Annotated in this window: 12 protein-coding genes and 1 pseudogene; 11 read left to right on the top strand and 2 right to left on the bottom strand. The window is 72.2% G+C overall.

Annotated features, from left to right (window positions below):
• The 4 genes from G3I40_RS06790 to G3I40_RS06775 all read left to right on the top strand — a co-directional run.
• Positions 1-655, top strand: a 655-nt coding sequence (locus G3I40_RS06790; RefSeq protein WP_275410152.1) for an alpha/beta hydrolase-fold protein, incomplete at its 5' end; no start/stop codon positions are given.
• A 170-nt stretch (positions 656-825) separates the two neighbouring features.
• Positions 826-1662 (top strand): class I SAM-dependent methyltransferase, encoded by an 837-nt coding sequence (locus G3I40_RS06785; RefSeq protein WP_164301252.1) that lies wholly within the window; start codon positions 826-828, stop codon positions 1660-1662.
• Complete coding sequence (locus G3I40_RS06780; RefSeq protein WP_164301251.1) at positions 1659-2561, top strand: NAD(P)-dependent oxidoreductase; 903 nt, start codon at positions 1659-1661, stop codon at positions 2559-2561. Before G3I40_RS06785 ends, G3I40_RS06780 begins: the two co-directional genes overlap by 4 nt.
• A 126-nt stretch (positions 2562-2687) precedes the next feature.
• Positions 2688-4316, top strand: a complete 1629-nt coding sequence (locus G3I40_RS06775) for an alpha-L-fucosidase (protein WP_164301250.1) — start codon at positions 2688-2690, stop codon at positions 4314-4316.
• A gap of 78 nt (positions 4317-4394) precedes the next feature.
• On the opposite strand, the gene G3I40_RS06770 is transcribed toward G3I40_RS06775, so the two are convergent.
• Positions 4395-4802 carry a CoA-binding protein gene (locus G3I40_RS06770; RefSeq protein WP_164301249.1) on the bottom strand — a complete coding sequence of 136 codons (408 nt, stop codon included), beginning with the start codon at positions 4800-4802 and terminating at the stop codon, positions 4395-4397.
• Between the two features lie 67 nt (positions 4803-4869).
• Positions 4870-6840 (bottom strand): amino acid transporter, encoded by a 1971-nt coding sequence (locus tag G3I40_RS06765; protein ID WP_164301248.1) that lies wholly within the window; start codon positions 6838-6840, stop codon positions 4870-4872.
• A 140-nt stretch (positions 6841-6980) separates the two neighbouring features.
• Here G3I40_RS06765 and G3I40_RS06760 point away from each other — a divergent pair, with 140 nt between their 5' ends.
• The 7 genes and pseudogenes from G3I40_RS06760 to G3I40_RS06730 form a co-directional block, all read left to right on the top strand.
• Positions 6981-7601, top strand: a complete 621-nt coding sequence (locus G3I40_RS06760) for a YigZ family protein (RefSeq protein WP_164301247.1) — start codon at positions 6981-6983, stop codon at positions 7599-7601.
• 328 nt (positions 7602-7929) lie between these two features.
• Positions 7930-8484, top strand: coding sequence for an NADPH-dependent FMN reductase (gene ssuE / locus G3I40_RS06755; protein WP_164301246.1), 555 nt, complete (start codon positions 7930-7932; stop codon positions 8482-8484).
• A 39-nt stretch (positions 8485-8523) separates the two neighbouring features.
• Positions 8524-9624, top strand: a complete 1101-nt coding sequence (locus G3I40_RS06750; RefSeq protein ID WP_164301245.1) for an LLM class flavin-dependent oxidoreductase — start codon at positions 8524-8526, stop codon at positions 9622-9624.
• Between the two features lie 172 nt (positions 9625-9796).
• On the top strand, positions 9797-11167 hold the full coding sequence (locus tag G3I40_RS06745; RefSeq protein ID WP_164301244.1) for a chitinase: 1371 nt from the start codon (positions 9797-9799) through the stop codon (positions 11165-11167).
• 120 nt (positions 11168-11287) lie between these two features.
• Positions 11288-12118: pseudogene (locus tag G3I40_RS06740) on the top strand (ThuA domain-containing protein); the annotation flags it as partial.
• Between the two features lie 88 nt (positions 12119-12206).
• The gene (locus G3I40_RS06735; RefSeq protein WP_164301242.1) at positions 12207-13370 is read left to right on the top strand and encodes an exonuclease SbcCD subunit D; all 1164 of its coding nucleotides are present in this window, start codon (positions 12207-12209) and stop codon (positions 13368-13370) included.
• The coding region (locus G3I40_RS06730) for an SMC family ATPase (protein ID WP_164301241.1) at positions 13367-14201 on the top strand (835 nt) is incomplete at its 3' end. The genes G3I40_RS06735 and G3I40_RS06730, both read left to right, overlap by 4 nt.

Here is a 14201-nt window from a genome sequence, read left to right as displayed (position 1 = left end):
GGGGCCGCCGCAGGCCGCCCGGCGGCTGCCCGTGCTCGTACTCGCCGACGGCGACATGTGGTTCGGCCGCGTCGCGCTGCAGCACACCCTCGACGCCCTCATAGCGGAGGGGACGCTGCCGCCCCTCGCCGTCCTCGCCCCCGACGCCGTCGACCGCGCCACCCGCGCCCGTGAACTCGGCGCCCACGACGCCTTCGTGGAGTTCCTCGCCGACGAACTGCTGCCCTGGGCCACCGCCCGCTGGCCGCTGGCCGACGACCCGGCGCGCACGATCGTCGCGGGCCAGGGTCTCGGCGCGATGGCCGCGCTGCACGCCGGGTATCTCAGACCGGACACATTCGGCACCGTCGTCGCCCAGTCGCCGTCCCTGTGGTGGCGTCCCGGACTGCCGCCCGGCGCCCCGCGTGAACAGGTCTTCGGCGTGCCCTGGCTCGTCGACCGGTTCGCGAACGCCGCGCCGCGGCCCCTCACCGTGCACCTCGACGTCGGCCTGCACGAGGGCGCCGGGGTCGAGCACTGCCGCGCCCTCTACGACACGCTGCACTCGGCCCGCTACCGGGTCACCCGGGGCGAGTTCAACGGGGGCCACGACTACGCCTGTTGGCGCGTCGCCCTCGTCGACGCCCTCGTCCGCCTGCTGAACCCTGACGCCTGACACCCGGGCACACGACACGCGAGGGGCGCCCCTCGCATGGGGGTGGCGTGCTGACGCGTCACGATCTACCCTGCGTCCACCCGGAGTTGAGTACGTGGGGGTGGCCTCGAAAGAGCTGTCGCTGCGGCTCGCGCACGTGCGGCCGACGTCCCCCGCGTAGCGTGGCGCGGGTGACCGAGACCGACCGTGAACGCCTGCGCCGTACGTTCACCCAGGACGCCGAGAACTACGACCGGGCCCGGCCCGGCTACCCGCCGCGGATCTACGACGACCTCGCGGAACTCGCCGGGACCGGGCCCGGGTGCCGGGTGCTCGAACTGGGCTGCGGCACCGGCAAGGCGACCGTGCCGCTGGCGGAGCGCGGCTGCCGGATCGTCGCCGTCGAGCTCGGCGCGGAACTCGCGGCCCTCGCCCGCCGCCGACTGGCCGGCCACCCCGACGTGGAGGTCGAGGTGGCCGCGTTCGAGGAGTGGCCGCTGCCGCCCGAACCCTTCGACGTGGTCCTCGCGGCGACCTCCTTCCACTGGATCGACCCCGCCGTGCGGGTGGCCAAGGCAGCCGACGCGCTGCGCCCGGGAGGGACGCTCGCGACCGTGTCGACCCACCATGTGGCGGGCGGCACCGAGGAGTTCTTCGTCGACGTACAGGCCTGCTACGAACGCTTCGACCCGTCGACGCCGCCCGGACTGCGGCTGGCACCGGCCGCCGACGTTCCCCACGACAGCCAGGAGAGCCCGGGCCGCACCGTCGTACAGGGCAACGCGGCGCTGCCCGGCGCGGACCGCTTCGCGCCCCCGGGCTTCCGCCGCCACGAACGGGACATCACGTTCACCACGCGGCAGTACCTCGACCTTCTGTGCACCTTCTCGGGCACCCGTGCCCTCGACGCGCCGGCCCGCGCCGGCCTGCTGGAGTGCGTGGGCGCCCTCATCGACGGCCGTTACGCGGGGAAGGTCACCAAGAGGTACCTCACCGAGCTGCGCCTTGTGCGCAAGATGGACCCATGAGCGAGCACACCGACAAGCCGACCGTGACCGTCCTCGGCACCGGGATCATGGGCGCCGCGATGGCCCGGAACATCGCGCGGGCCGGGCATCCCGTCCGCGCCTGGAACCGCAACCGCGGCAAGGCCGAGCCCCTGGCCGCCGACGGAGTACGCGTCGCCGACACCCCGGCCGAGGCCGTGGCGGACGCCGACGTCGTCCTGACGATGCTGTACGACGGGCCCGCCGCCCTGGACGTCATGCGGCAGGCCGCGGGCGGGCTGCGACCGGGAACGGCCTGGGTGCAGTCGACCACGGCGGGCCTCGACGGCCTCGACGACCTGGCCGCCTTCGCCGCCGCCCACGACCTGGTCCTGTTCGACGCACCGGTGCTCGGCACCCGCGAGCCCGCCGAGGCCGGACAGCTCCTGGTCCTCGCGGCGGGCCCGAGCGCGCACCGCGGCGCCGTGACGTCCGTCCTCGACGCGGTCGGCGCACGCACGGTGTGGACCGGAGAGGACGGCGCGGCCGGCTCGGCGACCCGGCTGAAGCTGGTGGCCAACAGCTGGGTGCTCGCCGCCACGAACGCGGCCGGCGAGGTGCTCGCCCTGTCCAAGGCGCTCGACGTCGACCCGCAGGACTTCTTCGCCGCCATCGCGGGCGGCGGACTCGATCTGCCCTATCTGCGGCTGAAGGCGGGCCTGGTCCTGGAGGACCGGCTCACCCCCGCCCAGTTCGCGGTGGACACGGCCGCGAAGGACGCCCGTCTCATCGTGGAGGCGGGCCGCGCGCACGGCGTCCGCCTGGACGTCGCGGAGGCGAGCGCGGCCCGCCTGGCCCGGGCCGCCGAACAGGGGCACGGCGCCGAGGACATGGCGGCCGCGTACTTCGCGTCGTTCGACGAGAAGGCGCCGCCCGCATAGCGTCCCGAGAGGAAGCCATACATAGGATCTCTGCTGCCGAGACTCTTACCATCAGTCCGTTCCTGCGCCATGATTCCTCGGAGATCAGTAAAGAGATCCGAGCAATGTGTCTGCAGGAGGGGAACAATGACGTCTCGTCGCCAGATCCTCGGCGCCCTGGGAGCCGCCCCCGTGATCGCCGCTCTCGGGAGCACCGGAGCGTACGCCGCTCCGGCCCGCGTCCGTTCCGCCTCGATCGTGGCGATCGGCGCGGACGACACCCCGGAGCAGATCGTCGCCAAGGCCGCGGACGTCGTCCCGAGGAAGGGACAACTGGCGTGGCAGCGGCGGGAGATCACGGCGTTCACACACTTCGGGATGAACACCTTCACCGACCGGGAGTGGGGCTCGGGCGCCGAGGACGAGGCGACGTTCGCCCCCTCCGCGGTCGATGCCGACCAGTGGATCCGCACGTACAAGGCGATGGGCGCCGAGCTGGCGATGATCACCGCCAAGCACCACGACGGGTTCACGCTCTTCCCCAGCCGCTACACGCCGCACTCGATCCTCAAGAGCCCCGGGCAGCCGAACGTCGTCCGCAAGTACGTCGACGCGGCGCGCGCCCACAAGCTGCGGGTGGGCATCTACCTCTCGCCCTCGGACGGCTCCGAGCTCCCGCACGCCTGGCACGCCACGTGGATCGAGTCGCTGCGCAAGAAGCAGGCCGAGGGCGGGACGCTGACCTCGGTGGAGCTGACCGCGCTCCAGGACGGTGACCGCCCGCCCGGCGGCCTCGGCCGGTTCGGCAACGGCAGCGCGGTCAAGGAACACACCATCCCCACGCTCGTGGACGGCGACGACCGGGCCGACGCCGTGCGCGCGGGGCGGCTGCCGACGTTCACCGTGCAGGTCAACGACTACGACGCCTACTACCTGAACCTGGTCTACGAACTGTTCACCGAGTACGGGCCGTTGGACGAGTTCTGGCTGGACGGCGCCAACCCGTGGACCGACGCCGGGGTCACCCAGGAGTACCGCTTCGACGAGTGGTTCCGGGTGATCAACGCGCTGTCGCCGGACACCGTGGTCTTCGGCGGTCCGGCCGGCGTCCGCTGGGTCGGCAACGAGAGCGGGGTCGGCCGCGAGACCGAGTGGAGCGTGGTGCCGACGACCGCCGACCCGCGGACGTACCACGGCGAATGGCTGCTGCCGCACGGCCCGACCGCCGACGACATCGGTTCCCGCGCCCGGCTCACCGAGCCCGGCGTGACCCACCTGTCCTGGTTCCCCGCGGAGGCCGACGTCTCCAACCGGCCCGGCTGGTTCCACCACCCCGAGCAGAAGTCGAAGACGGCGGCCCAGCTCTTCGACCTCTACGAGAAGAGCGTCGGACGCAACGCGACGCTGCTGCTCAACGTGCCGCCGTCGAAGGCCGGGACGATCGACGCCGCGGACGTCGCCGAACTCACCGCGTTCGGGAGGCGGGTGCGCGGGGTCTACGGCCGGCCGGTGGCGAGGAACGCCGACGGGACGACCACCTTCGACCGGGTCGCGGTGCGCGAGGACATCGCACACGGGCAGCGGGTGGAGCGCTTCGCCGTGGAGGCCGAGATCGGCGGGGCCTGGCAGCGGATCGCCACCGGCACCACCATCGGCCACCAGCGCATCCTGCCGCTCGCCGCCCCCGTCACCGCGCGCCGCGTCCGCGTCAAGGTCCTGGCCTCCCGCGCCACGCCCCGCCTGGGCAGGACCACGCTCCACCGGGCGGCGGACTGAGCCGTACCCACGGCGCGTGGCGAACGTCCCGCCTGCCCCGCGCCCTTCGGGCGTACGCCGGGACGTTCGCCATACGTCCTAGCCGAGGCGCGGGATCTCGATCGCCGGGCACTTGTCCATGACCATGTCGAGCCCCGCGCTGCGCGTGCGCTCGTACGCGTCCTCGTCGATCACCCCGAGCTGGAACCAGACCGCCTGCGCGCCGATCGCCGCCGCCTCGTCGGCTACGGCACCCGCGAGGTCGCTGTTGATGAAGACGTCGACCACGTCGACCGGGAAGGGGATCGCGTCCAGGGACGCGTAGCCCTGCTCGCCGTGGACGGTCTCGGCCTTGGGGTGGACGGGCACGACGCGCTTGCCGTAACGCTGCAGCACCTCCGCGACGCCGTACGCGGCCCGGCTCCGGTTCGACGACAGGCCGACGACCGCCCAGGTGTCGCCGAGCCCGGTGAGGATCTTGCGGACGGTCTCCGGGGACCCATACATGTGCGACTCCCGATCGTTGGCGGTTGGTGACGGAGTGAACGAGCGGGGGCGCGCGGCGATTCCCGGCTCAGCCGACGTGCACCCGCGGCCTGCGCTCCGGATCCGGCTCCGCGCGCCGCAGCACCTCGCGGGTCACCGGGGCCACCTCGCCGTCGCCGAAGACGAGGAAGCGCAGCAGATGGCTCACCGGGTGGCCCTCGGTCCAGTTGAAGTACGCGTGCGGGACCTGGCCCGTGCGGTCGCGCAGGTTCATCATGACCGCGGCCACCGTGTTGGGCACGCCCGGGCCGTGCACGCGCAGCCGGCGCACCCCGTGCTTCTCGTCGCCGTGCACCGTCAGGTCCTCGGTGAAGTCGGAGGAGTCCTGGATGAAGACCTCCAGGAAGAGCACAGGGCCGCCCCCGGGGATGTGCGTCGCCTCGCGCTGGCAGTACTCCTTGTCGCGGTACTCGGCCGTGCTGTGCTCCTGCGGTTCGTTGGCGATGATCCGCAGCGGTCCGTGGGACGCCGCCTCGTCGACGATCCGCTCGGCCTCCTCGTCGAACGTGACCGCGCCCGCGCGCAGTTCGAAGGCGCGGTGCACCCGGGAGGCGAAGGACGAGACCAGGATCGCCACGATGAAGATCAGCGCGATCTTGATGCCGTCGGGGCGTTCCACGACGTTCGTGACGAGCGTGTAGGCGAAGACGGCGGTGATCGCGCCGAAGCCGATCGCCGCCTTGAGGTGCCCGCGCCGGTGCACCGCCACCGTGGACGCGAACGACGCCGACAGCATCAGCACCAGGACACCGGTCGCGTACGCGCCGGACTGGTCGTCGACGTTCGCGTTGAACCAGAGCGTGATGGCGACCGCCGCCGCCATGAAGGTGAGGACGAGGGGCCGCACGGCCCGGGTCCACTCGGGGGCCATGCCGTAGCGCGGCAGGTAGCGGGGGACCAGGTTGAGCAGGCCGGCCATGGCGGAGGCGCCCGCGAACCACAGGATGCAGATCGTCGAGACGTCGTACACCGTGCCGAAGGCCTCGCCGAGGTAGGTGTGCGCCAGATAGGCCAGCGCGCGGCCGTTCGCCTGGCCGCCCGCCTCGAACTCGTCCTGCGGGATCAGGATCGTCGTCGCCAGGCTCGACAGGAGCAGGAAGCAGCTCATGATGAGCGCGGCCGTGGTGAGCAGCTTGCGGGTGTCACGGATGCGGCCCGTCGGCTTCGCGTACGTGTCCGAGGAGTCGCCCTGCACCTGCGGCATGACCGCGACACCGGTCTCGAAGCCCGACATGCCGAGCGCCAGCTTCGGGAAGACCAGCAGCGCGACGCCGACCATCACGAACGGCGAGGAGTGCTCGGCCGTCATCGCGTCCCACCAGTTGCCGATCTTGACCGGCTCGGTGACGACGTGGGCGGCGGCCGTGAGCAGCACGACGACGTTCAGTACGAGGTACGCGCCGACCAGCACGACCGCGACCCGGATCGCCTCCTGGAAGCCCTTGAGGAAGACCGCGCCGAGCGCCGCGAGCAGGGCCAGCGTGATCCAGGTGTTCGCGCCCTGCAGCGCATCGGGCGCGAACGGGTTCTCCACGACGTGGGCCGCCGCGTCCGCCGCCGAAAGGGTCATGGTGATCATGAAGTCGGTGGCGGCGAAGCCCAGCAGGACCAGGACGAACAGCTTCCCCGCCCACCAGGGCAGCAGCCGCTCCAGCATCGCGATCGAGCCCTCGCCGTGCGGGGACTCCTTGGCGACCCGGCGGTACACCGGCAGCGCACCCAACAGGGTGAGCGCGATCAGCACGAGCGTGGCCAGCGGCGACAGCAGACCCGCGGCGAGGGCCGCGATGCCGGGCTGGTAGCCGAGCGTGGAGAAGTAGTCCACACCGGTCAGGCACATCACACGCCACCACTTGTGGCCCTTGTGCTCCTCCGGGACGTGCGCGTGCGGCCCCTGGTGGCGGGCCGTCCGGTCGGTCAGGCCCTCCAGGAGCCAGGAACGCAACCGGTGCGTACGTGCAGGCGAGGCTGCCGGGCTCTCGGCCTGGTCGGCGGTCATGTGCGGATGCTTCCTGTCGGACGGCTCGGACGGCGGTCGGGGACGACGGGTATCGGTGACGACGTGCGAGTATCCACCACATCCTCACCCGCGCCTCGGGCGGGGGCGAGCCCAGCGCCACCTGCGCATACGCTGGTGCGATGCAGGACGAGTACCGCACCGTGGCCCGCGAGGGCGTGCACGAGACAGAGATCAACCGCTCCCGGTTCCTGTGCGCGCTCGCGCCCGCCGCGACGGAGGAGGAGGCCCAGGCCTTCGTCGCCCGCGTCCGTAAGGAACACCCGACCGCCGGTCACCACTGCTACGCGTACGTCATCGGCGCCGACGCCTCCGTGCAGAAGGCGAGCGACGACGGCGAGCCGGGCGGCACCGCGGGGGTGCCGATGCTGCAGATGCTCACGCGCCGGGACATGCGCTACGTCGTGGCGGTCGTGACCCGTTACTTCGGCGGGGTGAAGCTGGGCGCAGGCGGGCTGATCCGCGCCTACGGCGGCGCCGTGGGGGAGGCGCTCGACATGCTGGGCACGGTGACCCGGCGCCGCTTCCGTCTCGCCACGGTGACCGTGGACCACGCCCGCGCGGGGAAGATGGAGAACGACCTGCGGGCCACGGGGCGCGACGTCCGGGAGGTCCGCTACGGCGAGGCCGTCACCCTCGAGATCGGGCTTCCGGAGGCGGACGTCGAACGGTTCCGCGGCTGGCTGGCCGACGTCAGCGCGGGGACGGCCGGATTCGAGCTCGGCGGCGAGGCGTACGGCTGAGGCGGGCGTCTCGCAGGGCGGGACCCCCTCGACGGATTGGCAGGCCGGCTGCTTGAATCGGGGTATGGACGCAGGACGGCACGACCTCACGCGACGACGTCACGTCGATCTCGCCCGGGTCAGCAGCGCCTCCTGTCGCACCTCCCGCTGAGCCCCTTTCCGGGCTCCCCGCGTCGGAACTCCTCCCGCCCGTACGGCGGTTGAGGCCCCATCAGGTCCCGGCCGCGCATCCGGGCCCTGGTTCCGCGCGCCCTCGTGCTCCGCGCGGCCGTCGCGCCCGCGCGCCGGCCTGCCCTCCTTCCGCACGCCCTCCCCGCAAAGGACTCCCGTGGCCTTCCTCCTCGCCGTCACCGGCAGCGCCTCCGCCCCCGGCACCTCCCGCACGGCCCGCCTCGTCCACGACCTCGGACGGCAACTCGCCGCCCACGGACACGACGTCCACCACCTCGACGTCCGCGACCTGCCCGCCGAGGCCCTCCTGTCGGCCGACGCCCGTGACCCCGACGTCGCCCGCGCGGTGGACCTCGTGGCGCGCGCCGACGCCCTGATCGTCGCGAGCCCCGTCTACAAGGCCGCGTACTCCGGCGTCCTGAAGACCTTCCTCGACCTGCTGCCGCAGTACGCCCTGCACGGCAAGCCGGTGCTGCCGCTGGCCACCGGCGGTTCGCCCGCGCACGTCCTGGCCGTGGACTACGCGCTGCGCCCCGTCCTGACCTCGCTCGGCGCCGACGTCGCCCAGGGCTGGTTCGTCCTCGACCGGCACATCGTCGTCGACACCGACGGCGCCGTCACGCTCACCCCCGAGACGCGGGAGGCGCTGGCCCCGGTCGTCGACCGGTTCCGGGACGCGCTGGGGGCCGGGGCCCGGCTCGCCGCGGCCTGAACCCACCGCCCTCTCCCCAGCTCCCCGCGAGGACCCGTCATGCCCCTGTCCTTCCACTGGTTCCTGCCCACCAACGGCGACAGCCGCCACATCGTCGGCGGCGGCCACGGCGTGCCCACCGGCGCGGCCGGCGGCGACCGCCCCGCCTCCCTCGCCTACCTCAGCCAAGTAGCCCGCACCGCCGAGCAGTTGGGCTTCGAGGGCGCGCTGACCCCGACCGGCGCCTGGTGCGAGGACGCCTGGCTCACCACCGCCATGCTGGTCGAGCAGACCGAGCGGCTGAAATTCCTCGTCGCGTTCCGGCCCGGCCTGGTCGCCCCCGCGCTCGCCGCGCAGATGGCCGCCACCTACCAACGGCACTCCGGCGGACGGCTGTTGCTGAACGTCGTCACCGGTGGCGAGGACCAGGAGCAGCGGGCGTACGGCGACTTCCTCGACAAGGACGACCGCTACGCCCGCACCGACGAGTTCCTGCACATCACCCGGTCGCTGTGGCGCGGTGAGACCCTCGACTTCCACGGGGTGCACGAACGCGTGGAACAGGCCCGGCTCACCCGGCTGCCGGACGTGGTGCCGCCCGTCTACTTCGGCGGCTCGTCGAAGGCCGCGGGCCCGGTCGCCGCGCGGCACAGCGACGTCTATCTGACCTGGGGCGAGCCGCCGGCGCAGGTCGCCGAGAAGATCGGCTGGATCCGCACGCTGGCGAAGGCGGAGGGGCGGGACGTCCGGTTCGGCATACGGCTGCACGTCATCGCCCGCGACACCGCCGAGGAAGCATGGGCGCAGGCGGACCGGCTGCTGTCCGGCATCGATCCGGCGGCCGTCGCCAAGGTCCAGGCGGGGCTTGCCCGTTCGGGGTCGGAAGGACAGCGCCGGATGCTCGCCCTGCACGGCGGCAGCGCCGACGGGCTGGAGATATACCCGAACCTGTGGGCCGGGATCGGGCTCCTGCGCGGCGGCGCGGGCACCGCGCTCGTCGGCTCGCACACCGAGGTCGCCGACCGGATCGCCGAGTACCACGCCCTGGGCATCGACGAGTTCGTGCTCTCCGGGTATCCGCACGTCGAGGAGGCGTACTGGTTCGGCGAGGGCGTGCTGCCGGTGCTCGCCGCACGAGGGGTGTGGCGGCGCCCCTCCTGACGTACCCGCTCCGCTTTCACGCGTTCAACTCCTTGTGAACGCGCACTCGTTCACGCCCTCTTTGGTTTCATCTCTTGACGCCCCTGGTTCAGACCTTTAGGTTCCCGATCGCCCCACAGCTTCATGAATGCATCCCGTGTTCATCCATGTGAATGAAGGGCTGTGACCCCCCATGATCGGAACCGGCACCAGACTCAGAACCGGCACGCTCGTCACCGCACTGCTCGCGGGCTCCGTCGGCCTCTTCGCCGCGACACCCGCCTCCGCCGCCACCGGTACGATCACGGGGCTCGCGGGCAAGTGCCTCGACGTGGCCGCGGCGAGCTCGGCCAACGGCACCGCCGTCCAGCTCTACGACTGCAACGGCACGGCCGCCCAACAGTGGACCGTCGGCACCGACGGCACGGTGCGCGCGCTGGGCAAGTGCCTCGACGTCACCGGCAGTTCGACCGCGAACGGCGCCAAGCTGCAGCTGTGGGACTGCTCGGGCGGCGCCGGCCAGCAGTGGTCCGTCTCCGCCGCCCGCGACCTCGTCGGCCGGCAGTCCGGCAAGTGCGCCGACGTCACCGGCAACACCTCGGCCAACGGCACCCCGGTCCAGATCTGGAGCTGTACCGGCGCCGCCAACCAGAAGTGGACCGCGCCCACCGGCGGCACCGCACCGGCCGCGCCGATGGCCGTCGCCCCCTACCTCTACAACGGCTGGGGCAGCCCGCCGAACCCGGCCACCATCATGAACGCCACCGGCGTCAAGTGGTTCACCCTCGCCTTCGTCCTCAGCAACGGCTCCTGCAACCCGCAGTGGGACGGGGGCCGCCCGCTCACCGGCGGCGTCGACCAGCAGACGATCAACACCGTGCGGGCCAACGGCGGCGACGTCATCCCCTCGTTCGGCGGCTACAGCGGCAACAAGCTGGAGAGCTCCTGCACCAGCGCCGCCGCGCTCGCCGGCGCGTACCAGAAGGTCATCAACGCGTACGGGCTCAAGGCCATCGACATCGACATCGAGGCCGACGCGTACAGCAACCCGACCGTCCAGCAGCGCACCGTGGACGCACTCAAGACGGTCAAGGCGAACAACCCCGGCCTCAAGGTGGTCGTCACCATCGGCACGGGCCAGTCCGGACCCGACACGAGCCTCATCGAGCGGGCCGCCGACTCCGGTCTGACCGTGGACAGTTGGACGATCATGCCGTTCGACTTCGGCGGCGCGGGACAGAACATGGGGACGCTGACCCTGCGGGCCGCCGAAGGGCTCAAGAGCGCCCTCAAGAGCGCGTACGGCTACAGCGACGACCAGGCGTACCGGGACATGGGCATCTCCTCGATGAACGGGATCACCGACAACGACGAGACCGTCACCACCGCCGACTTCCAGACCATCCTCGGCTACGCGCAACAGCACCACCTCGCGCGCCTGACGTTCTGGTCCACCAACCGCGACCGGCCCTGCCCGGGCGGCTACCCGAACGACGACACCTGCTCGGGCGTGCCGCAGAGCGCGTGGCAGTTCACCGGCATCTTCGCCAAGTACACCGGCTGACGGGCAGCACGACCTCGCCGCACCGGGTGCGGCCGGCACCGGGACCGCGGCCGCCCGCCCGCCTCACCGCCCGCCCGTGCACCGACGACCGTCGACCGCAAGGAAAGGACCGATCGGCAGATGCACACCATCAGATCCGGATCCGCCCGCACGGTGCTGCGGATCCTCCTCCTGCTCGCGGCGCTGCTCGGGCTGGCGGTGCCACCCGCCGCCCGCGCGAGCACGGAGGCGGCGCCCTTCAAAGTGCTCGCCCTCTACAGCGGCACGTGGGACGCGGCGCACATCGACTTCGAGAAGGAGGCGAACGACTGGTTCCCCCGCCAGGCCGCCGCGAACGGCTTCACCTACACCGCCAGCAACGACTGGGACCTGCTCGCCGACGGCGGTGTCAGCGCCTACAAGGTCGTCCTCTTCCTCGACGACCTGCCGCAGACCGCGGCCCAACGCACCGGTTTCGAGAACTACATGCGCGGCGGCGGCGCCTGGCTCGGCTTCCACGTCTCCGCCTTCACCACGGACGCGGCGAGCTGGTCCTGGTACCACAACCAGTTCCTCGGCAGCGGCGACTTCAAGTCCAACACCTGGGGCCCGACGTCGGCGGTCCTGAAGGTCGAGGACCGCACGCACCCGTCCACCGCGCACCTGCCCGCCACGTTCACCTCGGCCGTCAGCGAGTGGTACAGCTGGTCGAACGATCTGCGGCAGAACCCGGACATCAAGATCCTCGCCTCCGTCGACCCCAGCAGCTTCCCGCTGGGCACGGACCCGAACCAGTCCTGGTACAGCGGCTACTACCCGATCCTGTGGACGAACACGAAGTACAAGATGCTCTACGCGAACTTCGGCCACAACGCGATGAACTACGACACCAACACGCGCCTGTCGTCGACCTTCGCCAGCGAGACCCAGAACCGATTCCTGCTGGACGGACTCAAGTGGCTCGGCGGCGCGAGCGGCGAGTGATCCGTGTCACGGTGCGGGGCGCCCGGTCCGGGCGTTCCGCACGTGATGTCCGACCCACCGGTTAGCCTCGTGTGCCATGAGACTGCTGCACACGTCCGACTGGCACCTGGGGCGCGCGTTCCACCGCGTGAACATGCTCGACGCCCAGGCCGCCTTCATCGGCCACCTCGTCTCCACCGTGCGCGAGCGCGGCGTGGACGCGGTGGTCGTGTCGGGTGACGTGTACGACCGCGCGGTCCCGCCGCTCGCCGCCGTCGAGCTGTACGACGACGCGCTGCACCGTCTCGCCGCACTCGGCGTGCCCACGGTGATGATCTCCGGGAACCACGACTCGGCCCGCCGCCTCGGCGTCGGCGCGGGACTCATCGGCCGGGCCGGCATCCACCTGCGGACCGAACCGGGCCGCTGCGGCGACCCGGTCGTACTGGCGGACGCGCACGGCGACGTCGCCTTCTACGGACTGCCGTACCTCGAACCCGCCCTGGTCAAGGACGAGTTCGGCCTCGTGAAGGCGGGGCACGAGCACGTGCTCGCCGCCGCGATGGAGCGGGTCAGGGCCGACCTGGCCGGGCGCGCGCCCGGCACCCGGTCCGTGGTCCTCGCCCACGCCTTCGTCACCGGCGGCACGCCGAGCGACAGCGAGCGCGACATCACGGTCGGCGGCGTCGCCGCCGTCCCGTCCGGCGTCTTCGACGGAGTGGACTACGTGGCGCTCGGACACCTGCACGGCAGTCAGGTCATCTCCGAGCGCGTCCGCTACTCCGGCTCGCCGCTCCCGTACTCCTTCTCCGAGGCCGACCACCGCAAGAGCATGTGGCTCCTCGACCTCGACGCGGACGGGGCCGTCGCCGCCGAGCGCGTCGACTGCCCCGTGCCCCGGCCGCTCGCCCGGATCCGCGGTGACCTCGACGACCTCCTCGCCGACCCGGACCTCACCCGGCACGAGGAGTCCTGGGTGGAGGCCACCCTCACCGACGCGATCCGGCCCGACGACCCCATGGCCCGCCTCGCCGCGCGCTTCCCGCACACGCTCAGCCTGCTCTTCGAGCCGCGCCGCACGGACACGCAGCCGGACGCCAGCTACGCCGAGCGCCTCCAGGGGCGCGACGACCACGAGATCGCGGAGGACTTCGTGACGCACGTGCGGGGCGCCGGACCGGACGACGAGGAGCGGGCGGTGCTGCGCGCCGCGTTCGACGCCGTGCGGACCTCCGACGTGGTGCGCGAGGTAGCCCGGTGAGACTGCACACCCTCGGCGTCACCGCGTTCGGCCCGTTCGGCGGGACGCAGGAGATCGACTTCGACGCGCTGTCGTCCGCAGGACTCTTCCTGCTGCACGGGCCGACCGGCGCCGGCAAGACCTCCGTCCTCGACGCGGTCTGCTTCGCCCTGTACGGATCCGTGCCCGGCGCCCGGCAGAGCGGCAGCGGCCAGGGACAGAACCTGCGCAGTGACCACGCCGAGCCGGACGTCCGCACCGAGGTCGTCCTCGACCTGACCGTCGCGGGCCGCCGCCTGGAGCTCACCCGGCAGCCGCCCTTCGCCCGCCCCAAGAAGCGCGGCACCGGCACGACGACGGAGAAGGCCCAGAGCTGGCTGCGCGAGTACGACGCGGTGGCCGGGCAATGGAAGGACCTCAGCCGCTCCCACCAGGAGATCGGCGAGGAGATCAGCCAGCTCCTCGGGATGAGCAAGGACCAGTTCTGCCAGGTCGTCCTGTTGCCGCAGGGCGACTTCGCCCGGTTCCTGCGCGCCGACGCCGAGGCCCGCGGCAAGCTCCTCGGCCGGCTCTTCGACACGCGCCGCTTCGCCGCCGTCGAGCAGCACCTCGTCGAGGACCGGCGTGGCGCGGAGCGGCAAGTGACGGCGGGGGACGCCGAGCTGCTCGCCGACGCCCACCGGATGCAGCAGGCGGCGGGCGACATCGTGGAACTCCCGCCGGTCGACCTGGCCCCCGGCGACCCCGGCCTCGCGGACGCCGTCCTCGCCTGGGCAGCGACCGCCCGGTCCACCGCCCGCGAGCACTTCACGCACCGCCACCTCGCCCTCGCCGCAGCCGAGTCGACACGCG

Origin of the sequence: Streptomyces sp. SID14478, assembly GCF_010548525.1 — a bacterium.
Taxonomy (GTDB): Bacteria; Actinomycetota; Actinomycetes; order Streptomycetales; family Streptomycetaceae; genus Streptomyces.
This window is presented reverse-complemented; position numbering and strand designations above follow the sequence as displayed.

Coding starts and splice junctions, on each gene's coding strand:
- G3I40_RS06770 (WP_164301249.1), bottom strand. CDS start 4,802: ATGTATGGGTCCCCGGAGACCGTCCGCAAGATCCTCACCGGGCTCGGC.
- G3I40_RS06750 (WP_164301245.1), top strand. CDS start 8,524: ATGCCCCTGTCCTTCCACTGGTTCCTGCCCACCAACGGCGACAGCCGC.
- G3I40_RS06745 (WP_164301244.1), top strand. CDS start 9,797: ATGATCGGAACCGGCACCAGACTCAGAACCGGCACGCTCGTCACCGCA.
- G3I40_RS06780 (WP_164301251.1), top strand. CDS start 1,659: ATGAGCGAGCACACCGACAAGCCGACCGTGACCGTCCTCGGCACCGGG.
- G3I40_RS06775 (WP_164301250.1), top strand. CDS start 2,688: ATGACGTCTCGTCGCCAGATCCTCGGCGCCCTGGGAGCCGCCCCCGTG.
- G3I40_RS06735 (WP_164301242.1), top strand. CDS start 12,207: ATGAGACTGCTGCACACGTCCGACTGGCACCTGGGGCGCGCGTTCCAC.
- G3I40_RS06760 (WP_164301247.1), top strand. CDS start 6,981: ATGCAGGACGAGTACCGCACCGTGGCCCGCGAGGGCGTGCACGAGACA.
- G3I40_RS06765 (WP_164301248.1), bottom strand. CDS start 6,840: ATGACCGCCGACCAGGCCGAGAGCCCGGCAGCCTCGCCTGCACGTACG.